Annotated in this window: 23 protein-coding genes and 3 pseudogenes; 8 read left to right on the top strand and 18 right to left on the bottom strand. The window is 70.1% G+C overall.

Annotated features, from left to right (window positions below; all coding sequences use genetic code 11):
- Positions 1–5: 5 nt before the first annotated feature.
- The 4 genes from BBK82_RS55475 to BBK82_RS51350 form a co-directional block, all read right to left on the bottom strand.
- The gene (locus BBK82_RS55475; protein WP_237047957.1) at positions 6–416 is read right to left on the bottom strand and encodes a 4'-phosphopantetheinyl transferase family protein; all 411 of its coding nucleotides are present in this window, start codon (positions 414–416) and stop codon (positions 6–8) included.
- Positions 401–643, bottom strand: a complete 243-nt coding sequence (locus BBK82_RS55470; protein ID WP_237047956.1) for a hypothetical protein — start codon at positions 641–643, stop codon at positions 401–403. Before BBK82_RS55470 ends, BBK82_RS55475 begins: the two co-directional genes overlap by 16 nt.
- Positions 644–1,462: a metallophosphoesterase family protein gene (locus BBK82_RS46240; RefSeq protein WP_065920575.1), complete on the bottom strand. Its 819-nt coding sequence runs from the start codon at positions 1,460–1,462 to the stop codon at positions 644–646.
- A 230-nt stretch (positions 1,463–1,692) separates the two neighbouring features.
- Positions 1,693–1,932, bottom strand: coding sequence for a hypothetical protein (locus BBK82_RS51350; protein ID WP_065920574.1), 240 nt, complete (start codon positions 1,930–1,932; stop codon positions 1,693–1,695).
- A 137-nt stretch (positions 1,933–2,069) separates the two neighbouring features.
- Here BBK82_RS51350 and BBK82_RS46230 point away from each other — a divergent pair.
- A pseudogene (locus BBK82_RS46230) lies at positions 2,070–2,477 on the top strand (transposase); the annotation flags it as partial.
- A gap of 113 nt (positions 2,478–2,590) precedes the next feature.
- Here BBK82_RS46230 and BBK82_RS46225 read toward each other — a convergent pair.
- From BBK82_RS46225 to BBK82_RS46185, 9 genes and pseudogenes are all read right to left on the bottom strand, one after another.
- On the bottom strand, positions 2,591–3,229 hold the full coding sequence (locus tag BBK82_RS46225) for a DUF7638 domain-containing protein (RefSeq protein WP_154697901.1): 639 nt from the start codon (positions 3,227–3,229) through the stop codon (positions 2,591–2,593).
- A 14-nt stretch (positions 3,230–3,243) separates the two neighbouring features.
- Positions 3,244–4,419, bottom strand: a complete 1,176-nt coding sequence (locus BBK82_RS46220) for a sensor histidine kinase (RefSeq protein ID WP_065920571.1) — start codon at positions 4,417–4,419, stop codon at positions 3,244–3,246.
- A gap of 9 nt (positions 4,420–4,428) precedes the next feature.
- On the bottom strand, positions 4,429–6,177 hold the full coding sequence (locus BBK82_RS46215) for a sodium/solute symporter (RefSeq protein ID WP_065920570.1): 1,749 nt from the start codon (positions 6,175–6,177) through the stop codon (positions 4,429–4,431).
- Positions 6,174–6,521: a DUF485 domain-containing protein gene (locus BBK82_RS46210; RefSeq protein ID WP_237047955.1), complete on the bottom strand. Its 348-nt coding sequence runs from the start codon at positions 6,519–6,521 to the stop codon at positions 6,174–6,176. Before BBK82_RS46210 ends, BBK82_RS46215 begins: the two co-directional genes overlap by 4 nt.
- Positions 6,522–6,586: 65 nt before the next feature.
- Positions 6,587–7,503 (bottom strand): annotated as a pseudogene (locus tag BBK82_RS46205) (LytR/AlgR family response regulator transcription factor).
- A gap of 316 nt (positions 7,504–7,819) precedes the next feature.
- Positions 7,820–8,107 carry a hypothetical protein gene (locus tag BBK82_RS46200; RefSeq protein ID WP_065920568.1) on the bottom strand — a complete coding sequence of 96 codons (288 nt, stop codon included), beginning with the start codon at positions 8,105–8,107 and terminating at the stop codon, positions 7,820–7,822.
- A 588-nt stretch (positions 8,108–8,695) separates the two neighbouring features.
- Positions 8,696–9,217: a hypothetical protein gene (locus tag BBK82_RS46195; protein ID WP_065920567.1), complete on the bottom strand. Its 522-nt coding sequence runs from the start codon at positions 9,215–9,217 to the stop codon at positions 8,696–8,698.
- Positions 9,218–9,224: 7 nt separating this feature from the next.
- Entirely contained in the window at positions 9,225–11,711 is a 2,487-nt protein-coding gene (locus BBK82_RS46190; protein WP_065920566.1) for a DEAD/DEAH box helicase, read from the bottom strand.
- A 10-nt stretch (positions 11,712–11,721) separates the two neighbouring features.
- Complete coding sequence (locus BBK82_RS46185; RefSeq protein ID WP_065920565.1) at positions 11,722–13,071, bottom strand: glutamine synthetase family protein; 1,350 nt, start codon at positions 13,069–13,071, stop codon at positions 11,722–11,724.
- Positions 13,072–13,444: 373 nt separating this feature from the next.
- Here BBK82_RS46185 and BBK82_RS46180 point away from each other — a divergent pair, with 373 nt between their 5' ends.
- A complete protein-coding gene (locus BBK82_RS46180; RefSeq protein ID WP_237047954.1) occupies positions 13,445–13,960 on the top strand; it encodes a MarR family winged helix-turn-helix transcriptional regulator in 516 nt (171 codons plus the stop codon).
- Positions 13,961–14,081: 121 nt separating this feature from the next.
- On the opposite strand, the gene BBK82_RS46175 is transcribed toward BBK82_RS46180, so the two are convergent.
- Both BBK82_RS46175 and BBK82_RS46170 read right to left on the bottom strand, forming a co-directional pair.
- On the bottom strand, positions 14,082–15,431 hold the full coding sequence (locus BBK82_RS46175; protein ID WP_065920563.1) for a pyridoxal phosphate-dependent decarboxylase family protein: 1,350 nt from the start codon (positions 15,429–15,431) through the stop codon (positions 14,082–14,084).
- Between the two features lie 42 nt (positions 15,432–15,473).
- Positions 15,474–17,504, bottom strand: coding sequence for a glycosyl hydrolase family 95 catalytic domain-containing protein (locus BBK82_RS46170; RefSeq protein WP_335618026.1), 2,031 nt, complete (start codon positions 17,502–17,504; stop codon positions 15,474–15,476).
- Positions 17,505–17,877: 373 nt separating this feature from the next.
- Between BBK82_RS46170 and BBK82_RS46165 the strand changes: the two genes are divergently transcribed.
- The 4 genes and pseudogenes from BBK82_RS46165 (at position 17,878) to BBK82_RS53515 (ending at position 20,254) form a co-directional block, all read left to right on the top strand.
- A complete protein-coding gene (locus BBK82_RS46165; RefSeq protein ID WP_065920561.1) occupies positions 17,878–18,564 on the top strand; it encodes an energy-coupling factor ABC transporter permease in 687 nt (228 codons plus the stop codon).
- Positions 18,561–18,842, top strand: coding sequence for a PDGLE domain-containing protein (locus BBK82_RS46160; protein ID WP_065920560.1), 282 nt, complete (start codon positions 18,561–18,563; stop codon positions 18,840–18,842). The genes BBK82_RS46165 and BBK82_RS46160 overlap by 4 nt, the downstream gene beginning before the upstream one ends.
- Positions 18,839–19,477, top strand: a pseudogene (gene cbiQ, locus BBK82_RS53520) (cobalt ECF transporter T component CbiQ); the annotation flags it as partial. The gene BBK82_RS46160 and the pseudogene cbiQ, both read left to right, overlap by 4 nt.
- Entirely contained in the window at positions 19,466–20,254 is a 789-nt protein-coding gene (locus BBK82_RS53515; RefSeq protein ID WP_065921903.1) for an energy-coupling factor ABC transporter ATP-binding protein, read from the top strand. The pseudogene cbiQ and the gene BBK82_RS53515, both read left to right, overlap by 12 nt.
- Here the strand turns inward: BBK82_RS53515 and BBK82_RS46150 are convergent.
- On the bottom strand, positions 20,233–20,748 hold the full coding sequence (locus tag BBK82_RS46150; protein WP_065920559.1) for a TetR/AcrR family transcriptional regulator: 516 nt from the start codon (positions 20,746–20,748) through the stop codon (positions 20,233–20,235). The two genes, BBK82_RS53515 and BBK82_RS46150, sit on opposite strands and share 22 nt — an antisense overlap.
- A gap of 78 nt (positions 20,749–20,826) precedes the next feature.
- Here BBK82_RS46150 and BBK82_RS46145 point away from each other — a divergent pair, with 78 nt between their 5' ends.
- Positions 20,827–21,243 carry a nuclear transport factor 2 family protein gene (locus BBK82_RS46145; protein WP_065920558.1) on the top strand — a complete coding sequence of 139 codons (417 nt, stop codon included), beginning with the start codon at positions 20,827–20,829 and terminating at the stop codon, positions 21,241–21,243.
- Here the strand turns inward: BBK82_RS46145 and BBK82_RS46140 are convergent.
- Entirely contained in the window at positions 21,217–21,966 is a 750-nt protein-coding gene (locus BBK82_RS46140) for an RDD family protein (RefSeq protein ID WP_065920557.1), read from the bottom strand. The genes BBK82_RS46145 and BBK82_RS46140 overlap by 27 nt on opposite strands.
- A gap of 19 nt (positions 21,967–21,985) precedes the next feature.
- Here BBK82_RS46140 and BBK82_RS46135 point away from each other — a divergent pair, with 19 nt between their 5' ends.
- On the top strand, positions 21,986–22,993 hold the full coding sequence (locus BBK82_RS46135) for a stage II sporulation protein M (RefSeq protein ID WP_065920556.1): 1,008 nt from the start codon (positions 21,986–21,988) through the stop codon (positions 22,991–22,993).
- Here BBK82_RS46135 and BBK82_RS46130 read toward each other — a convergent pair.
- Positions 22,990–24,279, bottom strand: coding sequence for a DUF58 domain-containing protein (locus BBK82_RS46130; protein ID WP_065920555.1), 1,290 nt, complete (start codon positions 24,277–24,279; stop codon positions 22,990–22,992). The two genes, BBK82_RS46135 and BBK82_RS46130, sit on opposite strands and share 4 nt — an antisense overlap.
- Between the last annotated feature and the right edge of the window lies 1 nt (position 24,280).

The following is a 24,280-nucleotide window of genomic DNA, read 5'->3' as shown; positions in this document are numbered from 1 at the left end:
AAGCCCTACACGGCGGGAACGGCGATGGAGGTGATCAGCACGTCGCCCTGCACCAGCCAGCGGCCGTGGAAGCCCGCGATCGGGGTGTCGGGCAGCAGGATCCGCGAGTGGAACGTCCCGTCCGGGTGGAGCGTGATGTCGGCGTCCTCGAACCCGAGCCACTGCTTCGTGACCGGGTACCACGCCTTGTACGTGGTCTCCTTGGCGCTGAACAGCAGCCGGTCCCAGCAGATCTTCGGGTCGTCGACCTTGAGCCCCGGCATGCGGCGCAGCTCGGCCGGCACCGCGATCGCCTCCAGCACGCCGTCCGGCGCGGGGGCGTGCGGCTCGGCGTCGATGCCGATGGTCTGGAAGTCGGTCGCGAGCGCCAGCGCGGCGCCCCGGTAGCCCAGGCAGTGCGTCAGGCTGCCGACCACCCTGCGGCCACAGCGGCTCGCGCCTGGACCGGCAGCACGGGCGCGGGCTCGACGCCGAGCCGCGTCATCGCCTCGCGGGCGCACCAGCGCGCGGTGCCGAACTCGAACCGCCGTTTCGGCACGGCGTTGCCGAGCAGCGCCTCCTCCTCGGGGAAGAGCTCGACGGGGTGCTCGTCGTTGAACCGTTCCACCGCCGCGACCGGCGGGGGAAGAAGCTGTTCCAGCACTTATGACTCCCGCAGCACGTCGTGCAGCTTGGCCCCGGTCACGCCGCGCGGACGCCATTCACGCGGGTAGCCGAGGGAGACCTCGTCGAAGCGCACGCCGTCGTAGGTCGTCGTGCGCGGGATGTGCAGGTGGCCGTAGACCATCTCGACGGCGTTGAACCGCTTGTGCCAGTCGGCGGTCGCGGTCGTCCCGCACCACAGCGCGAACTCGGGGTAGCGCAGCACGAACGTGGGGTCGCGCACGAGCGGGTAGTGGTTGATGAGGACCGTCGGCCCGCCGACCTCCGCCAGCCGCTGCGCCGTCTCCGCGACCCGCGCCTGGCACCAGGCCTCCCGCGACGGGTACGGGTCGGGGTGCAGGAAGTACTCGTCCGTGCAGACCACCCCAGCCTCGTGCGCGATGGCGAGCGCCGACTTCACGTCCGTGGCGCCGTGTGGCCTGAACGAGTAGTCGTAGCCGATGAACAGTGGACAGACGGTGACCGGTCCGCCGTCGCCGTCGAAGACCGCGTACGGGTCCTCCGGGGTGAGCACGTCGAGGCTGCGGCACAGCTCGACGAGCTGCTTGTAGCGCATCTCGCCGCGGGCCTGGTTCTCGTCGTCCTTGGTGGTCCACAGCTCGTGGTTGCCGGGCGACCAGACGATCCTGCCGAACCGCGGGCGCAGGGTCCGCAGCGTCCACTCGATGTCGGCGAACTTCTCGCCGATGTCTCCCGCGATGATCAGCCAGTCCGCCGGGTCCGGGGCGGTGATCGCCTCGACGACGTCGCGGTTGTCCTGGTAGGAGACGTGCAGGTCGCTGGTGGCCAAGAGCTTCACACCTCGAACGGTAACCGCGGCGTCAACGACCGGATCATTACCGCCCGATGGGCCTGCCCCAAGGCCACCCGATCGTGTCAGAGTGCCACGACCGGTTATCCGTTCGTCGCAGACAGTGCACCACTCGTCTCAACAGGGAAGGCCGCGCGTCGCCGACCTGTGCCCGCTCATCGCTGTTAATGGCCTACGTACTTATCCGTTCAACTGCGCGGTTCCTACTGTGAGCGCTGTCACCTGACGCAGAAGTCCTGGCGGAGGACCACACCATGACCGACCCACAGTTCGCTCGCACCACGGACCCGCGCCTCGCGCGCCAGGTCCCGCCGCGTCAGGTGCCCCAGCGGCCCCTCCCCCCACGACAGGGACAGGTGCCCACCCGCTACGGCCAGCCGGTCGACCCGCGCCTGGCCGGCTCCCCCTCGTTCCGCCGCACCGTCGGCGCCGAGATCGCCCGCCACGCCCAGCAGCACCAGGCCTACGCCGTCCCCCAGCGCCGCACCACCGCCGAGGACACCGCACTGGCCACCCTGCTGCGCTCCGCCAGCGCGAGTCCGCCCGCCAGGACACCCGGCCCGCCGACACCCCGGCCCCGCGCCAGGACTCCTGGATGCGCGCGGGCGTCTGGCCCGAGCAGCCCGCCGAACCCGGCCGCGGCGACGTCATCGAACAGCTCTCGTCCCGCCTGGTCAGCGCCAACCTCTGGGCCGTCGTCGAACCCCTGATCCCCCCGGCCAAGGTCCGCCGCCAGGGCGGAGGCCGCGGCCGCGTGTGCAACCGCTCCGTCTTCACCGCCATCGTCTTCGTGCTCTCGTCGGGCTGCGCCTGGCGCCACCTGCCCGCCTCCTTCGGCGTGACGGTGCCGACCGTGCACCGCCGGTTCCAGGAGTGGACCGACCTCGGCCTGTGGGTGCGCCTGCGCCGCGCCGCCGCCGAGGGTGCGTGCGGCACCGAGGAGCTCGACTGGATCCGTGCGGTGCTGGACGCGGCGGACCGGCGGGCGGCGAAGGCGGCCAGCTGATCCCTGTGGCTACGCCGGGGTCATCCTGAACAAGGGTGGCTCCGGCGTTTTCGCGCGCTCTGGTCCGTGCGCTGGGCTAACGACCGACCGTTCATCGCGTTCGTGACCGTTCATCGCGCTGGGGACCGCTCATCGCGCCGCGAACGGTTCAGCCACTCCTCGCGCTCGTCGAAGTACCGCAGCTCGGCGGCGTGCATCTCCTCGGTGACGACCCGCTCGACCCCGTGGAACTCGAACCGGTTGCCCGGCCCCGCCGCCAGCACCGCCAGCGGCCAGTCCCTGGTGTCCGCGTCCTCCAGGGCACGAATCCGCAGGTGCTCAGGAATCGCCTGGTAGGCCGCCCGCAGCACCGCGCGGTTGTCCTCGGTCTGGTTCCGGCGGAAGACCTCGACCGCCGCCAGGCATCGCTGCGTGGACGTCGGCCTGCCGTTGAGCTCCTCGATCGCGTCGCGGAGCTCCCCGAGCAGCCCCTCGGTGCTCAGCCAGCTCTGCGGCTCGTCGAAAGTCCACTCCATCAGCACGTCGGCCGACCCGCGCGCCCCCTGGGGCGGGCTTGTGGTCATCCGGCCCGACGCGAACCTCTGCGTCAGCTCGTCGAACGTCATCAGGCCCCAGCAGTCGACCATCCCGTCCGCGTACACGAACAGGTCGACGAGGCACCAGGCCTGCCCGTCGCTGACGAAGACGTGCCGCCAGGTCCCCTCGACGCGCTCACCGTCGACATCTCGCCACGTCCGTCTTTCCCCCATGCGCGAAGCGTAGGTCACACGTCGCTGATCCCCGCGTGGTACTTCGGCACCCTCACCGTGATCTTCGTGCCCAGCCCGCACGCCGTCTCCACCACGAGCCCGTACTCGTCCCCGTACACCCGCCGCAGCCGCTCGTCGATGTTCCCGAGCCCGATCCCCGCCGACTCGTCCACCTGCCCGGCGAGCGTCCGGCGCAGCTTCTCCGGGTCCATGCCGATGCCGTCGTCCTCGATGGTGATCTCGGCCTCGGCGCCGCTGTCGTTCGCGTAGATCTGGATGTGCCCCGGCTCGACCTTGCCCTCCATGCCGTGCCGCACCGCGTTCTCCACCAGCGGCTGCAGGCACAGGAACGGCACGGTCACCGGCAGCACCTCGGGCGCGACCTGCAGGGTCACCTTCAACCGCTCGCCGAAGCGGGCGCGTTCCAGCGCCAGGTACTGGTCGATCGACCGGAGCTCCTCGGCCAACGTGGTGAAGTCGCCGTGCCGCCGGAACGAGTAACGCGTGAAGTCCGCGAAGTCGAGAAGCAACGTTCGCGCGCGTTCGGGGTTGGTGCGGACGTACGACGCGATGGCCGACAACGAGTTGTAGATGAAGTGCGGCGAGATCTGCGCACGCAGAGCACGCACCTCCGCCTCGACCAACCGCGTCCGCGAGCGGTCGAGCTCGGCGAGCTCCAGCTGGCCTGCCGCCCAGCGGGCCACCTGGTTCGTCGCACGCACCAACCCCGCCGAGGCCTCACGCGAGTACGCCGCCAGGGTGCCGACGACGCGGCCCTCGACCGTCAGGGGTGCGACGACCGCGCAGTTGATCGGGCAGTTCGGCTCGGTGCAGCCGATGTCGTAGGCCTGGGTGCGGCCGGTCAGGAACACGTCCCCGGCCTGCGCCATGGCCTCCGCGGCGTGGTGCTCGGACACCCCTTCCCACGCCACGACCTCCGTCTCGTCGGTCAGCGCCAACGCAGGCGTGTCGAGCAACGTGCGCAGGTGGCGGGCGGACTTCTTCGCCGCGTCCGGGACCAGGCCGGCGCGCAGCGGGGGAGCGGCGGACCAGGCCGTGTGCAGCGTCTCGTAGGTGACGCGCTGGGCCTCGGTCGAGAGCGACTGCTTGTTGCGCGTGCCCCGCCACAGCACCAGCACCGCCGCTCCGCCGACGACCAGGATCGCCGCCGCGGTGAGGAAGTCCTGCATCTTCTACTCCTAGCTCCGCTCGTCGCCCAGTGAGGAAGAAGAGCCGGAGCCGTCCAGCCCGAGGTTCTCGGGCGCGTGCAGCTTGACCATCGTCCGCTGCACCCCCGACGGCACGTGCCGCTGGGTGAGCAGGGAGACCACGTACATGACCCCGAAGCCGAGCGGCACCGTCCACGCGGCGGGGCGGGACAGGAGCGTCTCGTACCAGGCGTCGCCGGTGTCGGTGAACATCGTGACCAGACCCGCGGTCAGCGCGGGCACACCGCCGGCGAGCATGCCCGCGATCGCGCCGACGGTCGTGATCCGCGTCGACCAGATCCCGAGCATCAGCAACGGGCACAGCGACGACGCCGCCACCGCGAACGCCAGGCCGACCATGTCCGCGACCGGCATTCCCGTCGACACGAACGTCATCGCGAGCGGCACTATGCCCGCGAGCACCGTGGAGATCCGGAACCCGCGCACGCCACCAAGACGCAGCACGTCCTGTGACAGCACACCGGCCAACGACACGACAAGACCCGATGACGTCGACAGGAACGCCGCGAACGCACCACCCGCGACCAACGCGCCGAGCAGTTCGCCACCTATGCCGTCGATCATCCGTGTGGGCAGCACGAGCACAACGGCGTCCGTCTGCCCGGTCATCAACAACTCGGGCGTGTACAGCCGTCCCAGAGCGCCGTACATCGGTGGCATCAGGTAGAACACCGACAACAGCCCGAGCACGATCAACGTCGTGCGCCGCGCCGCCGGTCCGTTCGGGTTGGTGTAGAAGCGCACGATCACGTGCGGCAGGCCCATGGTGCCGAGGAAGGTCGCGATGATCAGCGAGTAGGCGCCGTACAACGGGAACTGCTGCCCGCTCGACTCCGGCAGCGCCCACGTCGCGTTGGTGTTGTGCTCCATTGTGGACACGTGCGGCACCGCGGCGCCCTTGGGGAACGTGAACTCCGAGCCCTGCCCGATGCGGTGGTAGCCGGCCGTGAGCACGTGGCCGGTGTTCTCGACGCGCACCCCGTCGATCTCGCCGGTGCCCCTGATGGAGATCGACTGCTCGGCGTGGATCGTCGAGGGGTTCTGGAACGCGACCTCGGTGTCCTGCCGGAACGCCGGGAACTCCGGCTTGGTCAGCGACTCGGCGCCGTGCACCTGCCAGGCGACGACCAGGAACACGATCGGCACGGTGATCGCGGTCAGCTTGAGCCAGTACTGGAACGCCTGCACGAACGTGATCGACCGCATCCCGCCGGACATCACGTTCACCGTCACGACACCCGCGACGATCAGCGCGCCCACCCAGTCCGGCGCGCCGGTCACCGTGTTCAGGGTCAGCCCGGCACCCTCCAGCTGCGGCAGCAGGTACAGCCACCCGATCGCCAGCGCGAGCGCCGACGCGACCGCCCGCACCCCGCGCGACCGGAACCGGGCCTCGGCGAAGTCCGGCAGCGTGTAGGCACCGGACCGGCGCAACGGCGCCGCGACCATCGTCAGCAGCACCAGGTAGCCGGCGGTGTAGCCGACCGGGAACCACAGCATGTCCGGCCCGTAGGCGAAGATCAGCCCGGCGATGCCCACGAACGAGGCCGCCGACAGGTACTCGCCGCCGATCGCGGAGGCGTTCCACCACGGCGACACCGTGCGCGAGGCGACGTAGAAGTCCGACGTCGTGCGCGAGACCCGGAGCCCGTAGGCGCCGACCAGGATCGTGCCCAGTGCGACGACCAGCACCGCCACGACGGCGTACCCACTCGTCATGGACGTTCGACCAGCTCCGCGAACTCGCGCTCACTGCGCTCGGCCTGCCGCACGTAGAACCAGCCGGCCAGCAGCAGCATCGGGAACGTCGCCACGCACAGCAGGAACCACGGCAGCCCGAGCCCGAACACCCGCATCCCGCCGAGCTCCGGCTCGATCGCGAACATCAGCGGCAGCAGTCCCAGCGACCCGCACACCACGAAGCACACCGACAGCCCGAGCCGGCGTTGCGCGCGGATCAGCGTGCGCATGTAGACGGCACCGAGCTCGCTCTGCTCGTTGATCTCGCGGGTGCCGGAGTACGGCCGGCGGGCCCGCGGCGCCCTCGTGCGGGGGCTCGTCACCACCACGCGCTGGGTCGGCCGCTGGGTCGGTCTGTGGGGCGGTCTCCCCGGTGGCGGCGGCGTGGTCACGACCCCAGCCCGTTCCTCGGTTGCGCGGAACCACCGCCACCGGCGGACGCGGCGTGGCCGGAGACCGGTGTCGGACGGGCGCGGCGCACGAGCAGCTGGCGCAGGTGGCGGGCGTGCCTGCGGCTGACCGGCAGCACCGCGCCGCCGATCGTGACGCTGAGGTGCCCCTCCTCCAGCCGCAGCTCGTCGATGTGGCCGAGCGAGACCAGGTGGCTGCGGTGGATGCGCACGAAACCGGCGCTGCGCCAGCGTTCCTCCAGGCCGTTGAGCGCCGCGCGGACCAGGCCGCTGCCGGTCGCGGTGTGCAGCCGGGCGTAGTCGCCGTGCGCCTCCACGTACCGGATGTCGGCGAGCCGGATGAACCGCGTGACGCCGCCGAGCTCGACCGGGATGACCTCGTCGCCCACCTCGGGCGGCGTGGCGTTCGCGGCGCGGGCGCGGGGGCGGCGGGCTCGGCGGCGTTGCGGGAGTCCCACACCTCGTGCACGATCCGGTGCACCGACTCGGCGAGCCGCTCCTGGCGCACCGGCTTGAGCAGGTAGTCCACCGCCTTGAGCTCGAACGCCTCCACCGCGGGCTGCTGGTGCGCCGTCACGAACACCACGGGCGGCGGCTGCGCGAAGCGGGAGAGCACGCGGGCGAGGTCGAGACCGTCCAGGCCGGGCATGCGGATGTCGAGGAACACCGCGTCCAACGGCTGGCCCGCGTCCATCGCGCGGTGCAGCACCCGCAGCGCCTTGGTGGCGTCGGTGACCGCTTCCACGTGCGCGATGCGCGGATCGGAGCGCAACAGGTAGGTGAGGTCTTCCAGCGCGGGCGCCTCGTCGTCGACGGCGAGCACCCGCAGCGAGCGCTCGAGGCTGCCACGTCGATCCGGCCCCTCGCACAGGGGGCACGGCAGACCTGAGGTCATTCGAGATCGAGTCCAAACTGTGTACGGCCGATCCTCACGTGGAGCGAGTGGACCACGCTCGGTCATCGCGCGCCTGGTGAGCCGAGGGCGTCGGATACGCGATCATGCCCGCTCACGGAGGGTGACCGGCTGCGGGGGTCCGGTTGCGCACCGTGTGCACGACGACCACGCTCCTCCCGTCCCGGAAAGCCCGATCCGGCGCATCATCCGACAGGTGGAGGACGTGCGGGAACCCTCCGAACGGGTGTGTCTCGCGGGAAGGGCGCACGCGGCTATCACCGAGCGTGCAGTTGCCTGGTCACGTGCCTGATCGGGCTCAGGACGGCCGGAGCGCTCTCGGCTGGGCCGCCAGCGCGTCACCGAGCGTGATCTCCAGCTCGATGAACGACTCCTCGGCACGCCGGGCCGCCACGCTCACCGAGGCGGCGGCGGCCGGGCCGATCAGCCTGCGGGTGGGCGCGCGCAACGCCTGGATCGCCTCTGACCACTGGTTCGAGAGCTTGGCCAGACCGCTCAGCGTGTCGACGAGCTCGTCGGTGTTGTCCGGCGGTGACGCGATGATCTCCGCCAGCCGGTCGCGCAGCGCGTCCAGTGCCGGGTCCACTTCAATCCTCCCGTTGTGCGGCGCCAGTGGGCGGGCGCGGCTGTTGAGGACAAGCGCGGACATTTCCCCCACTGGTGCAACACCATATCTCGACCATCGAGGTCCAGTGCAATGATGTTGCCTCAACCGGACCACCCGGTCAATCGCGCACCCATTCCGTCTCAGCACGGCCTTGTCTCAACTGGCCACCACTTATGATGGCTAGTTGAAATGTGACGCTTTCGACGTTTAGAACCTGGCAAACGGCGCAACGTCGGCTTTTCCTGCCTGGTAGACCCAGGCCAAGCCCGAAGTGCACGGTCGAATCGACATGGTCCGGACCATCCGGCGGCCGCATTGAGTCCGGTGGTGCCGCGCCTTCTCTGCAGCGGTATTAACTCTTTTGTCCCACAGCGCGGCGGCCGTGTGTGCGGGCCGTGGCCGAGTTCAGTCGTTCGGGTTCAACAGGGTTTTCGAACGGTCCCCGGCCCGGTCGCGGAACCGACTCGGCGTGGGTGCCACGGCGAGTAGTTCGACTCGTGACGGCCAATGGGCGGCCGAAAGGACGACGCCGGGTTGTGCGCGTCGCCGCCGTGCTGCGGATCAGCCTCACCAGGGCGATGGTCCCTGCCTGACCACGGTGAGGGCGCCGGGCGCGGTGGCCGGCCAGATGTCGATCCGGTAGCTGAAGTGGTCGCCGGGTGCGTCCGGGTAGGAGCCGGCGGGGGGAGCTGACGGGACGTAGGAGACTCGCGCGCGGTACCGGCCAGGCGTCACGGTCAGCGCGTCCTCGGGCCGGGGCAGCTCCGCGCAGCCGACGATCGACACGACCCCGGTCAGCACGTCGAGGTCGGCTTCCACGACGTGCTCGGCCTCGACGGCCAGGTGCGGCGGGCGGGCGTGGACCGCCAGGACCGTTTCGACGAGGTCCGCACGCGCTGTCCCCACCGAGATCGAGTGCGGTTCCAGCCCGATCCGGTGCACGTGGACCGCGTCCGCGGTCCAGCCGCCAGGGGGACGCTCGGAATCCACCGCCGCTCCGGCGCGCATCACCCGGTCGTGAGCGTCCGCGTCCTGGACGGAGAACTGCTCGTGGTCGGCGACCAGGACGACGTGCTTCACCGCGATCATCGCCCGCCTACAGCCTGCCCACGTCCGTGATCGTCAGCGCCGCCTCACCCAGCTCGTCCGACTCCGCCAGGTCCACCTCGGCGTTGAAGCCCCAGTCCTTGTCCCCGGCCGGGTCCTCGAAGATCTGCCGGCACACCCAGCGCTCCGGCTCGACGTTGATGATCAGGAACGCCGGGCCGCGCGCGTTCGGGCCGGTGCCGATGTCCGAGTGCTCCTCGAAGTACGGCTCCAGGGCGTCCATCCACTCCTTGGCGGTCCAGCCGGACTCGTGGTCCAGCTCGCCGAGCGAGTACCAGTCGCGGCGGGCGGCGAGCTCGACGCGGCGGAACAGGGCGTTGCGGACCAGCACGCGGAAGGCGCGGGTGTTGCGGGTGACGGCGGGCGGCTGGTCCACGCGGACCTCCTGCACCGTGCCGTCGGGGTTGGTGAGCTTCTCCCACTCGTCGATCAGGGAGGAGTCGACCTGGCGGACGAGCTCGCCCAGCCACGAGATCAGGTCCTGCAGCTCCTCGGTCTTGGCCTCCTCGGGCACGGTCTGCGACAGCGCCTTGTAGCCGTCGGCCAGGTACCGCAGCACGAGGCCCTCGGAGCGGGCCAGGCCGTAGAACGAGACGTACTCGGTGAACGTCATCGCGCGCTCGTACATGTCGCGCACGACGGACTTGGGGGACAGGTGGTAGTCGCCGACCCACGGATGGCCACGCCGGTAGGTGAGGAACGCCGCCTCCAGCAGCTCCTCCAGCGGCTTGGGGTAGGTGACGTCCTCCAGCAGCTCCATCCGCTCGTCGTACTCGATGCCCTCGGCCTTCATCGCGCCGATCGCCTCGCCGCGGGCCTTGTGCTCCTGCGCGCCCAGGATCTGCCTCGGGTCGTCCAAAGTGGACTCGATCACCGACAGCACGTCCAGGGCGTAGCCGGGGGCCTCGCGGTCCAGCAGCTCGATCGCGGCGAGTGCGAACGGCGACAGCGGCTGGTTCAGCGCGAAGTTGAACTGCAGGTCCATCGTCAGCCGGAAGTCGTCGCCGGAGCGTTCCACGACGCCCGCCGCGACCAGGGCCCGGTACATCGCCAGCGCGCGCTTGATGTGCTTGAGCTGCTTCGGGCGGTCCTCGTGGTTGTCCTCCAGCAGGTGCCGCATCGCCGCGAACGCGCCACCGGCCGGGCGGCCGATCACGTTCAGCAGCATCGCGTGCGAGACCTGGAACGACGACGTCAGCGGCTCCGGCTCGGCGCCCACGAGCCGTTCGAACGTCGACTCGCTCCACGACACGAACCCGTCGGGCGCCTTCTTGCGGACGATCTTGCGCTTCTTCTTCGGGTCGTCGCCCGCCTTCAGCACCGCCTTGCGGTTCTCGACCTCGTGCTCGGGCGCCTGCACGACGACAGTGCCGACGGTGTCGTAGCCCGCCCGGCCGGCGCGACCCGCGATCTGGTGGAACTCACGGGCCTTCAGGATCCGGGTTCGGGTGCCGTCGTACTTCGACAGCGCGGTGAACACGACCGTGCGGATCGGCACGTTGATGCCGACGCCGAGGGTGTCCGTGCCGCAGATGACCTTCAGCAGGCCCGCCTGCGCGAGCTGCTCGACCAACCGGCGGTACTTGGGCAACATGCCCGCGTGGTGCACGCCGATGCCGTGCCGCACCAGCCGCGAGAGCGTCTTGCCGAAGCCGGAGGAGAAGCGGAAGCCGCCGATCAGTGCGGCGATCGCCTCCTTCTCCTGCTTGGTGGCGACGTTGACGCTCATCAGCGACTGCGCGCGTTCCAGCGCGGCGGCCTGGGTGAAGTGCACGACGTAGATCGGCGCCTCACGGCCGTGCAGCAGATCCTCGATCGTCTCGTGCAACGGCGTGAGGACGTACTGGAAGTTCAGCGGCACCGGGCGCTGCGCCGAGCGGACCACGGCGGTCGGCCTGCCGGTGCGCCTGGTCAGGTCCTTCTCGAAGAACGTGACGTCGCCCAGCGTCGCCGACATCAGCAGGAACTGCGCCTGCGGCAGCTCGATCAGCGGCACCTGCCACGCCCAGCCCCGGTCGGGCTCGGAGTAGAAGTGGAACTCGTCCATCACGACCTGGCCGACGTCGGCGGTCACGCCGTCGCGCAGCGCGATGTTCGCGAGGATCTCCGCGGTGCAGCAGATGATCGGCGCCTGGTCGTTCACCGAGGCGTCGCCGGTCATCATGCCGACGTTCTCCGGCCCGAACACCTCGCACAGCGCGAAGAACTTCTCCGAGACCAGCGCCTTGATCGGCGCGGTGTAGAAGCTGCGCTGGTTGCCGGCCATGGCGACCAGGTGCGCCCCGATGGCCACCAGGCTCTTGCCCGACCCCGTGGGCGTGCTCAGGATGACGTTCGCCCCCGAGACGAGCTCGATGACCGCCTCCTCCTGCGCGGGGTACAGCTCCAGGCCGCGCTCGGCGGCCCACCCGGAGAAGGTGTCGAACAGTTCGTCTTCGTCGGCGATCGAGGTGAGCCGGTCCGTGAGTGCAGTCATCGCGGGTGAACTATAGGTGGTACGCGTACTCGGTGAACTCCCAGTCGGTCACGAACCGCTGGAACCGGGCCACCTCCTCCCACTTGAAGTCCACATAGGACCGCACGAAGTCCTTGCCCAGCACCTCGACCATCGCCGTGTCCTCCTCCAGGTAGGCCAGGGCGTCCGGCAACGTGGCGGGCAGCGTCGGGGCCTTCGACGGGTCGTAGCCGTAGCCCGCCGAGGGCCGCGGCGGGTCGATCCGGTCGCGAATGCCCAGGTAGGTGGCGGCGATGAGGCCCGCGATGCCCAGGTACGGGTTCGCGCTCGCGTCACCGAGGCGCAGCTCCAGCCGGGTGGTCTCGCCGCGTTCGGCCGGCACCCGCAGCATCGCGCTGCGGTTGTCGAGCCCCCAGTCGATCAGCCACGGCGCGAGCGAGTCCGGCCCGAACCGCTTGTAGGAGTTGACCGTCGGGTTGAGCAGCGCGGCCAGCGCCGGGGCGTGGGTGAGGATGCCGCCGATCGCCCAGCGCGCCTCGTCCGACAGGCCGTGCGAGGTGCCGGCGGCCTGGAACGCGTTGCGGCCGTCCTTCTCGTGGCAGGACAGGTGCAGGTGGAAGCCGGAGCCGCCGCCCTCGTTGAACGGTTTGGCCATGAACGTCGCCAGCCTGCCCTCGCGCCGGGCGAGCTCCTTGACCGACGTCTTGAACCGGAAGGCCCGGTCGGCCGCGTCCATCGCCGGCGAGTGCACCAGGTTGATCTCGAACTGGCCGCCGGCGTACTCGTGGTTCCCGCCGGTGGTCTGCAGGCCGGCCGAGCTCAATGTTCGAAGAGTTCTCAGCAGATGACCGTCCGAGTCGCCGCGGCGCCCGGTCGCGTAGACGTTGCCCGGCTCGTCGCAGTACGGCCGCCACCCGTTCGGGCGATCTTCGTCGGGCTCGCAGAGGAAGTACTCCAGCTCGGGCCCGATGACCGGCGAGAGACCGGTGGTCTCGAACACCTCCAGCGCCCGTCGCAGCACCTGCCGCGGTGACTCGTCGACAGGTCTTTCGTCAGCGGGGCTCACCGCGTCGCCGATGCACCAGGCCACGCCCGGCTCCCACGGGATGGGCAGGAGCGTGTCGAGGTCGGGGACCACGACCACGTCGGGCAGCCCGGCGTCGAGCACCCCGCCGTTCTCGGTGGTCTTGCCGCCCGGCGTGGTGCTGTACACGGCCCGGCAGAACGACAGCCCGCGCTGGGTCACCGCCGGTAGGTGCTCGACGAGGACGTCACGGCCCCGATCCGTGCCGAGCAGGTCGGGGAAGACGACGCGCACCACGTCGATGCCGTCCTCGCCGAGTCTCGCCGCGAGTTCCCGTGTCACCTGTTCACCGACCACGTCAAAGCACCTTTCCGGCACAGTGTGTCGCTGGCGCGGAGGGGATAACGTTGTGGGGCAAACGCTATCGACCCGTCCGTGGAGCGAAGACCGTGATCGGTCTCAGCTGGGTGGCTCCACACTCATCGTCCACCACGGGGCAACAGTCCGTAACTGGACGGGTGACGACCGTCACGAGATCATGCACGATGTGGCATCGTGATCAAAGCGCTAGAAGACTCGCACCGGATCGAAACCACCAGGTCGAAGACATAGTTCGGAACCGCAAGTATTGTGCCGGGAACACCTGAGCTCGAGCACGGGAGACTTTGAGTTGTCTGGTCACCACACGATTGCCGAGACCGAGAAGGCCGTCCAGGCCAAACTCGGTGCGGTGCCGCTCCATCGCGAGCAGATGGCGGCGGTGTCGAACATCCACCGCGCCGCCACCGCGATCCGCCAGCACCTCGAGAACTCGGTGCTGCGCACCAGCGATCTGACCTGGACCGGCTTCGTCGTGCTCTGGGTCGTGTGGATCTGGGGCGAGATGGAGACGCGCTACGTCGCCGAGGAGGCCGGCATCTCCAAGGGCACCCTGACCGGCGTCGCCAAGACGCTGCAGTCACGAGGCCTGCTGGAGCGCATGGGCCACCCGACCGACGGGCGCCTCGCGGTCCTGCGTCTCACCCCTGAGGGTGAAGAACTGATGGCCGACCTCTTCCCCAAGTTCAACGAGGAGGAGGTCTTCGTCAGCGACCCGCTGGAGTCGTCGGAGGCCCAGTCGCTGGCCGAGATGCTGCGCCGCATGGTCACGCACCTCGAGGCCAACGGCGAGCAGCGGCGCCTCGACCTGCGGGGCGACACGCCGTTGCCACCGCGCCGCTCCGGCCGGCGCGCCAAGCACGGCTGACCCGGACGTCCGCGAGACCTGAGGCCGGGGGAGTCACCGCTCCCAGGCCCAGGTCACGCGCGAGGGCGGTCTGCCTGTGCGGGGAATCACCACCCCGCGGCGGACCGCCCCTTTCGGCGTGTCAGAGCAAGCTCAGCACCCGCGCGTGCAGCGTGTCGACGTGGTCCTCGGACTCCGGCTTCATCAGCACGCTGCGCAGCACCCGCGCACCGTCCACATCGGCCGTGACCTCGGGATGCCGGGCCGCGAACGCCTCCTTCGAGGCGCGCGCCACGCTCAGGAACACCGGGTCGACGGCGGCGTTCATGCCGGTCTCCATCACCCGGTGCGACGCACTGTCCACAGCCGACAGCACCAACGGGCTGGTCCGCGGGAAGTACGTGACGATGTCCAGCTCGGGCTCCTGGTAGAGCTCCAGCGCGTCGGACGCGCGGATCAGGTCCGCCCACCGCACGGCAGCGCGCCGTCCGGCCGCGAGCACCTCGCCCAGGCCGTCGCGGGTCAGCGGAAGCAGCTTCAGCGTGAGCCACAGCCCGGCGGCCGCCGCGCCGGCCCGTGAGCACTCCAGGCTGATCTCACCGAGGTGCATCTCGTCCGAGGTGAAGTACGTGTAGGGCGAATCGTGCAGGTAGAAGCGGCCCACGGTCGGGTCGCGGAACAACACCGCACCACAGCCGTAGGGCTGCAGGCCGTGCTTGTGCGGGTCGACCACCACGGAGTCGCACGAGGCGATGGCCTCCCACGGCTCCGGCGCCAGATCGGTGCCCGCCAGCAAGGTGAAGAAGCCGCCGTACGCACCGTCCACATGCACCCGCACGTCGTAACGGCGTGCGACTTCCAGCACAAGATGCACCGGTTCGATGGCACCCAAAGCGGTAGTTCCGGGTGTGACTACGACCGTTCCGACCTTCCCACCCCGCAAAAGCGTGTCAAGGGCGTCCAAATCCATGCGCCCGCGACCGTCCACGGGCACAGGGAAACCCTCGATGCCGAGCACGCCGCACATGCGCGAGTGTGTGTAGTGCGCCTCAGAGGAGTACGCGACACCACGGCCCGGATGGAGCGAACGGGCGACGAACAACGCCTCCAGGTTGGCGATCGTGCCGCTGGAGGTCAGGTGGCCCAGGTGCTGCTCGCCGTAGCCGAACATCTCCGCGAGCCCGGCCACGACCTCGCGCTCCATCGCCGCGGTGGCGGGGCCGCCGTCCAGGGCGTGGTTGTTCGGGTTGATCAGCATCGCCGACAGGTAGCCCACGACGGCGGCCGGGTGCGGCGGCTTGAGCATCTGGCCCGCGTAGCGCGGGTGGAAGAACGGGTAGTTGTCGCGCAGCCGGTCCTGCAGCTCCGCGAGCGCCGAGCCGAACACCGCGGGGTCGACCTGGAGGGACGGGTGGGGTGTGAAGGCGCCGAAGTCGGCGGTCCACTTCTCGTGGTTGGCCAGCGCCTCGTTGAGCCAGTGCTGAAGGTCCACCGCACACCCCACCCGTCCGATCCGGTTGTTCGAATTCGGACGTTACGGCAGACCCCAGCGCGAAGACGAGCCGTTGGCCGTCACATCACGCGGTGCGACGTTCGGACGAGTCCCCTTGCGACTGACGACGGCCGTCTGCCCCCGGCGCAACGGCAGGACGATGGCCGAACCGCGCTGCTGGTGGTCCAGCCGCCGGCCCCACGAGTCGCGCACGTCGATCTCACCGGTGATGCCGTGGTCGAGCACCAGCGGCGACCCGGCCTCCGAGTGCACCTGCACCCAGTCGGTCCGTCCGCCCGACCGTGACGCGTCGACCAGGAACGCGCCTTGTGTGCGCAACGACGAGATGGACGCCTCAGCCCACGTCTGCGACACGGACGGGAACACGCGCACGACGTCGTTGTGCGACTGGACCATCATCTCCAGCACGGCCTGGCCGGACATGAGCGGCGACTCGATCGCGAGGTTGCCGCCCTCGCGGTAGAAGGAGTTCTCGGTCAGCACCGCGTTCGCCCCGACCTGCTTGCGGTCGAGGAAGTGGCGGAGGAACGCCAGCGCCTCCTCCGGCCGTCCCATTGCCGACGCCATCGCGGACGCGGCGCCGTAGCTGTAGCCGGCCCACGCCTCCCGGCGCGACACCCAGTGGTCGAACGTCGTCGCGATCAGGTCCCGGTGCTCGGCCATGTCCCAGGTCAGCTCGCGCAACGGGTAGAACCACAGCAGGTGCGAGAAGTGCCGGTGCGAGTCGTTGAGCGCCACGTCCTTGCCGATCAACGCGCCGTTCGGGCCCAGGTGGTAGGGCACGAGCCGGTTCAGCACGTCACGCCAGCGCGGGTTCTCCTCGATGGACAACAGCGTGCGCACACCCCAACGGATCAACGAGAGGTCATACGTGGTGTCCGTGGCGTTGGCGTACTCCGGTGAACGGGTCTCCGGCAGGTGCAGCTTGCCGTCGGCGCCCTCCACGAGGAACCGCGCGTAGTAGTTGACCGCCTTCGTGAGGATCGGGAAGAGAACGTCCTTCAGGATCTTCTTGTCCATCGTGTGCCGGTAGCCCAGCCACACGTTGTGGCACGCCCACAGAAGATTGCCCGTGTGGTCGTTCGGCGCCACGCCGGGCACACCGCAGTAGCGCGGCCCGGAGCGCAACGTCCGGTCGCCGGGGTGGCAGATCGCGTAGGAGTTGCCGTCGCGGTAAGCCGGGTTGACGTTGCGTTCGAGGTGGTGCTCGTAGCGCTTCAACGTGGTCGTCACGGCGTCGAGCTCGTGGTGGTTCGAGCCGTTGACCAGCGGGTACGAGATCTGGACGTTGAGGTTCCACCACACAGCGGTCCAGCTGTTGCCCTGCTCCGGGAACCACGGCCCCCACTCGCTGATCACGGGCGCGTCGGCGCGGGTGGCGGCGGCCATCTTGTAGAGCTGCAACCAGTAGAACCGCTGCACGAGCTTGTCCGGCACCGAGACCAGCGACTTGGCGTAATACGCGTTCCACCAGCGGCGATGTTGCAGCAGCAGTACCTCGAACGGGATCGCCAACGCCGTGCGCACCTCACGGATCGCATCGGACGTATGCGTCTCCGCGGGGTGTGTGTACGCCACGTGAGCCGCGAACCGGCCGTCACGCGTCGACCAGGCCGTTGTGTAGCCACCACCCGCGTGCAACGGCTGCGCGGCGTACGAGACGCCGTTCGCGGTCCCGAGCGTGGGCGCGGGGTTGGCGGTGTAGTCCGCCGGCCTGCGGATCTGGCGGGTCGTCGAGGACTCCAGCGGCTGGAAACCCCACGTCACGGCGCCGCGCACGGACGCGAGGAACGTGCTGCGCGCGTTGTGCACCAGCATCGTGAAGGTGGCGCTGCCCTGCGTGGTGGTCACCGAGCCGGTGAGCTCGGCGTTCCACAGGTCGAGCGTCCAGTCCACGGCGGTGATCGCGCCCGCGAACCGCAGCGTCAGGTACCCGATCGGCAGTCTGGACAGGCCGATCGCGGCCTCCCAGTGTTCGCGCTGGTCTTGGACCTCGGAGTGGCTGAGCATGAGCTTCAGCTCGTTCGGAGTGCGCCCGGCGTAGACCTGCACGCCCAGGAATCCATTGGCCAGAAAGGGACTATCGCCCCAGTTCGCCGGGAGCCGCCTCCATTCCATCCGAGCGTCCTGGACCACGTCGCGGTGCACGCGGTGACCCGATGTATCGGGGATGGTCGGCGCTGCGACCGAGGTGCCCGCCCCCAGTGCGGATGCCCCCACGGCCGCGCCCGTACCGTACAGAAAGGTTCTACGCGACAGCTCTGTCACTGTTCGTCCCTCCGTGCCGTGGCGGCGGCGGAACGGATCTAACCGCAGAATTCATCCGATGACTAGCGACGCTGTGACGACCACCGCGCTGTTGCCCTCAAATCGTTGTTGCACAGTCCTAGCCACAGCTGACGTCCGGCAATTAGCGTCTCGGCTCATGTCACCTGTTGCCATGCACATGAGCGACGGTCTCCTGAACGCGCCGGTCTCGGTCGTCTTCCTCGTCGTCGCAGCGCTCGGCGTGGGGTTCGCGCTGGTCAAGTCCCGTGCCGACCTCGACGACCGGACGGCGCCGATGGCGGGCCTGGTGGCCACGTTCATCTTCGCCGTGCAGATGATCAACTTTCCGATCCTGCCCGGCGCCTCCGGTCACCTGCTCGGCGGCGCGCTCGCGGCGATCCTGGTCGGCCCCTACGTCGGCGCGCTGTGCGTGACGATCGTGCTGGTGGTGCAGGCGCTGCTGTTCGCGGACGGCGGCTTGACCGCGTTGGGTGCCAACATCACGAACATGGCGCTGATCGGCACCGCGACCGGCTTCCTCGTCGCCGTGGCGCTGCGGAGGTTCGCCGCGAAGGGCAAGGGCGGGCTCGCGGCCGTCGCGTTCGTCTCGGCGTTCGTCAACACCGTGGTCGCGGCGACCGGCTTCGTGGCCGAGTACGCGATCGGCGGTGTCGGTGGCGTCGAGATCGGCAAGGTCGCGCTGCTGATGTGGGGCCTGCACGCGCTGATCGGCATCGGCGAGGGCCTGATCACCGCCGTCACGGTCACGTCGGTCGCGTCGATCCGGCCGGATCTCGTCCACCTGCTGAAGGGCGGCGCCAAGCCGCTGGAGGTGCGGTCGTGAAGAAGTTCTCCATCGGGTTCGCGGTGGTGTCGCTGCTGATCGCGGGTGTGCTGTCGTACTTCGCCTCCGGCGACCCGGACGGGCTGGACAAGACGGTCGAGGACACCGGGATCGCCGAGCACGCGCAGGAGCACCCGTTCGCGGGCAGCACCTTCGCCGACTACGCGCTGGGCGGCGACGACCGGTTCACCGGCCTCGCGGGCGTGCTCGGCGTGGTGGTCGTGCTGGCGCTGTCGTTCGGCTTGTTCTGGGTGCTGCGCAAAAAGACCAAGGCATGAGCGGGAGCCACCACGTCCTGCACCACGCCGGTGACTCACCGGTGCACCGCCTCGCACCCCACGTGAAGATCCTCGTGGCGTTCGGGGCGGTGCTGGGCGTTGTGGCGACCCCGCGCACGTGGTTCCCGGTCTTCGGCCTCTACCTCCTGGTGCTCGTCGCCGTGTGGGCGATAGCACGCGTCTTGCCGTGGTGGTTCCTCAAGCGCGCGGTGATCGAGGTGCCGTTCGTGGTGCTCGCGTTCCTGTTGCCGATCTTCGGCACGGACCCGCGCACGGACTTCCTCGGACTGTCGGTGTCGGTCGAGGGCACGCTCGCCGGCTGGAACATCCTGGTCAAGGGCACGCTCGGGGTGCTGGTCAGCCTGACGCTGGCGGCCACGACGGCACCCGGCGACCTGCTGCGGGGCCTGCAGCGGTTGCGCGTCCCGGCACCGCTGATCATGATCGCCACGCTGATGCTGCGCTACGGCGAGGTCGTGGTCGGTGAGGCGAGGCGGATGCGGATCGCGCGGATCTCCCGCGGTGACGACCCGCGGTTCCTGTGGCAGGCGGGCGCGCTGGCGCGGTCGGTCGGCACGCTGTTCATCCGGTCCTACGAACGCGGAGAGAGGGTGCACCTCGCGATGGTGTCGCGCGGCTGGACCGGCCGGCCGGGAGGCTCGGCCACGATCGTCCCCGAAACCCCTGCCGCCCCGGCGTTGCACGTCTCGAAGCTCGCCTTCGCCTACCCGGACGGCCACCAGGCGCTGTTCGGCGTGGACCTGCGGGTCGAGCGCGGCGAACGGGTCGCGGTGCTCGGCCCGAACGGCGCCGGCAAGACCACGTTCGCGTTGCACCTCAACGGAGTCCTGTCCGGTGGCTCCGGCACGGTCTCGATCGCGGGCCTGGACGTCACCAAGGCCAACCTGCGCGAGATCCGCCGCCGCGTCGGCCTGGTCTTCCAGGACCCGGACGACCAGCTCTTCTGCCCGACGGTCCGCGAGGACGTCGCGTTCGGCCCGCAGAACTTCGGCATGTCCGATGTGGACGACCGGGTGCGCGATGCGTTGCAGGCGGTGGGGATGGAGTCGGTCGCCGACCGCTCGCCGTTGCACCTGTCCGGCGGTCAACGGCGCCGGGTCGCGCTCGCCTCGGTGCTCGCGTGCGACCCGGAGGTCCTGGTGCTGGACGAGCCGTCGGCGAACCTGGAACCCGTGGCCCGCCGCGAGCTCGCCGAACTCCTGCTCGGCCTGGGCCGCACGATGCTGATGGTCACCCACGACCTGCCGTTCGCGCTGCAGATCTGCCCGCGCAGCGTGCTGGTCGACGACGGCGTGGTCGTCGCGGACGGACCCACCCGCGAGCTCCTCGCCGACGCCGACCTGCTCGCGCGCCACCGGCTCGAACTGCCCTACGGCTTCCGGCTCGACTGAAGCCCGTTGGTCACGATCTCCAGCAGCAGCGCGGGGTTCGCGCCCTCGTGCAGGCTCTGCAGCATCCCCTTCAGCAACGCCACCAGGTCCTTGGTGGTCACGTCCGCCCGCACCGCCCCGGCCGCCTGAGCCCGTTCCAGCAGCCCGCCCAGCGCCGCGTGCAACTGGTCCCGCAGCTCCGACGGCACGGCGATCGCGTCGGACAGGTCCCGCTTCGCCGCCGCCTCGTCCGCCATCCGCCCGAGGAACGCGAACAGCGCCGCGCCGGGATCGCCGGACGGCGTCGACGCCGACTCGATCATGGCTGACACCCGCGCGTCCGTGACGGCCTGGAACAGCGCCTGCTTGGTCGGGAAGTGCCGGTAGACCGTGCCGGGCCCGACGCCGGCATGCGCGGCGATCTCGTCCAACGGCACGTCGATGCCCTTCGACGCGAACAGCTCCCGTGCCGCAGCCAGCACTTTCTCGCGGTTCCGTGCGGCGTCGGCCCTCATCGTTGCCAACCGGGGCGTTCGTTCCGTATCGTCACAACCGGGGTCACCGTTCCGATTCTAGAGATGGGGGCACGACCGATGGCACGCACACCGGCGGAGATCGTCGAGCACGTCCGCAGGCAGGTCGCGGGGGAGCAGGGGCACGACTCGTTCGCGGACCTCTTCACCGAGGACGGCGTGATGGCGTACCGGTTCCCGGCGCCGTTCCAGCAGCCGGAGATCAAGGGCCGCACCGAGATCCGCGCCTACTTCGACCGGATGCGCGGCGCACGGGTCCGGGAGAAGATCGAGGTCCAGCACGTCGAGGCGATCACCCGGCTCACCGACGACCCGGACGTGGTCGTCGCCGAGATCACGCACAAGGGCTGGTCGAAGGTGAAGCAGGACTACTACACGTTCACCGCGATCGGGATCATCCACCTGCGCGACGGCGAGATCGCGCGGTACGACGACTACATGAACCCGTTGCTACTGACCGAGTTGCTGGGCGCCTGACGCACGGTTCCTGCGCTCTGCCAGCACCGCGGCCAGGTACTGGTACGGGTGGACCTGCTCGGCGCGCGGCGACCGGACGGCCACACCGACGTTGTCCGCGAGCCGCGCGCCGAGATCGGCCCGCGTCTGCTCGCTGAGCTCGTGGTAGCGCCCCAAGTACTGCCGCACGGCCAGCACCAGCTCGTCCGACAGCTGCGACAGGTCGAGCCCGCTCGCCCACTCCGCCAGCAGCGGCGGCATCTCCACCGGCGAGACCGTCTGCTTCGGCGCCCGCGTGTGCACCACGACCGTGCCGGCCAGGTAGTCGCCGACCCGCTTGCCCTGCGCGGAGAACAGCGACACGAACAACGCCACCGCGCCGCCCAGCCCGAGCGCCCAGAAGTCCACGAAGAACCCGCCGAGCGCGCGCACCAGGGCGTGCCGGAACCGGATGGAGCCGCCGTCGTCACGGACCACCCGCAAGCCCATGACGACCTTGCCCAGCGACCGGCCGCGCGACAGCGACTCGACCGCGGTCGGATAGCCGATGAGCACGGCGATGGTCAGCGACAACGCGAGTGCCGACGACAGCGCGCTGTCCAGGTCGACCGGCGACAGCAGGAACACGCCGAGCAACAACAGGAACTGCACGAGCACGTCGAACGTGAACGCGACCGCCCTGCTGGCCAGCCGCGCCACGCGCAGGTCCAGAACTACCGCTTCACCGGTGACGAGGTCCCCCACGCGGATAGTGTGACTCATCGTGGATCTGGACGTGTTCATCGAGCGCAACCGCGCGTCGTGGGAGCGGCTCGACCAGCTGGTCGGCCGGTCGGGCCGGCTCAGCGGGCCCGAGGCCGACGAGCTGATCGAGCTCTACCAGCGCACCACGACGCACCTGTCGACCGTGCGCAGCCAGACGCCGGACGTGGCGACCGTGGAACGTCTGTCCTCACTGGTCGCCCGTGCGCGCGCGGCGGTGACAGGCACGCACACGCCCGCATGGCGCGTCTTCACCCGCTTCTTCACCCATCGGTTCCCCGCCGCGGTCTACCTCGGCTGGCGCTGGTGGGTGCCGGCCGGTGTGCTGTTCTACCTGCTCACCGGCATCATGGCGGCCTGGATCGCGTCCAACCCGGACGTGCAGGCGATGATCGCCGCGCCGGACGAGCTGCGCGAGATGACCAAGGTCGGCGGCGGCTACGAGGCCTACTACTCCAGCGACCCGGCCGGGTCGTTCGCCGCGAAGGTGTGGACGAACAACGCCTGGGTCGCCGCCGCGTGCCTGCTGCTCGGAGTCCTGTTCGCGATCCCGCCGATCTACCTGCTCTTCACCAACGCGGTGAACCTCGCCGTGGGCGTCGGCCTGATGTTCGGGGCCGGCCGCGGTGACGTGTTCCTGGGGCTGTTGGCCCCGCACGGCCTGTTGGAGCTCACGGCGGTGTTCGTCGCGGCGGGCATCGGCATGCGGCTGGGCTGGCAGGTGATCGACCCCGGCCCGCGCACCCGTGCCGCCGCGCTGGCCACCGAGGGACGCGCGGTGGTGGCCGTGGCGCTCGGGCTCGTCGTGGTGCTGCTGGTGTCCGGTGTGCTGGAGGGGTTCGTGACGCCGTCGGGCTGGCCGACGTGGGCGCGGGTCGGCATCGGCGTGGTGGCCGAAGTGCTGTTCCTGCTGTACGTCTTCGTGATCGGGCGACGGGCGGCGCAGCAGGGCGAGACGGGGGACGTGGACGCGAGCGAACGCGAGGACGTCGTGCCCACGTCCGTCTAGAGCTTGCCCGCCGCCTTCAACGACAGATAGCGGTCCGCGAGCGCGCGTGGCAGGTCGTCGGGCAGTGCGTCCACGACCTCGACACCGTGCCGTGCGAGCAAAGCGGTGAGACGGCGGCGTTCGGCCAACGTCCGTTCCGCGGCAGCGGCGTTGTACACGGCTTCCAGGTCACCACGTCCCGCCGCCATCGCGTGCACGGCCGGGTCGGACACCGACGCGATCAGCAACCGGTGCCGGGCCGCCAGCGCTGGCAGCAGCGGCAGCAGACCGTGCTCGATCGACGGTTCCAGCGAGGTCAGCAGCACGATCAACGACCGGCGCGCGGCCCGCCGCAGGACCTCGGCGACCATGCCGCGCGCGTCGAACTCGACCAGCTCGGCCTCCAGCGGCGCCATCGCGTTGACCAGCAACGGCAACGTCGTGCGCGGCACCGACGCCCGCACCTTGCCGCTGTAGGCCAGGAAGTCGACCTGGTCGCGGGCCTGCACCGCCAGCGCGGACAACAACAACGCCGCGTCCATCGACGTGTCCAGCCGCGGCAGCCCGCCGAGCGACCCGTCGACCCGACCGGCCGCCGTGCGCGCGGTGTCCAGCACGACCACCACCTGCCGGTCGCGTTCCGGCCGCCAGGTGCGCACCACGACGTCCGGCGACCGCGCCGACGCCCGCCAGTCGATCGACCGCACGTCGTCGCCGATCACGTACGTCCGCAGCGAGTCGAACTCCGTGCCCGCGCCCCGGATGAGCGAGGCCCGGCGCCCGTCGAGCTCCCGCAGGCGTTCGAGCAACGGCGGCAGGTGCTTGCGGCTGTGGAACGGCGGCAACGCGCGCACGGTCCACGGCACCTCGTGCGACCCCTGGCGCGCTGCGACCCCAAGCGGCCCAAGCGATCGCACGGTCACACGGTCCGCCGTGCGATCCCCACGGCGCACCGGCCGCAGCTCGAACGACAGCGTCCGCGACCCACCGGCGGGCACGTCCACGGCCACCCGGTCGTCCAGCACACCGGCAGAAGGTGCCCACGCGTCCCGGAGAACGCCACGCAACCGACGGCCGGGGTTGTGGACCGTCAGCTGCACCGTGCACAACTCGCCCGTGCGCACGGAAGTCGCTCCCGCGCGCGAGAACGTCAACCGCCGGACGCCGGCCGCCAGCACGAGGTCGGCCGCCACGCACACGACCAGCACCGCGAGCACGACGAGAATCCCCTGCCACGAGGGCAAGAGCAGCCCGACGACGAACACCCCGATGAGCGCGAGCAACCCCGCGCGGCCCGTGAGCGCCACG

It is taken from the genome of Lentzea guizhouensis, from assembly GCF_001701025.1.
In the GTDB taxonomy this organism is placed as follows: Bacteria; Actinomycetota; Actinomycetes; order Mycobacteriales; family Pseudonocardiaceae; genus Lentzea; species Lentzea guizhouensis.
This window is presented reverse-complemented; position numbering and strand designations above follow the sequence as displayed.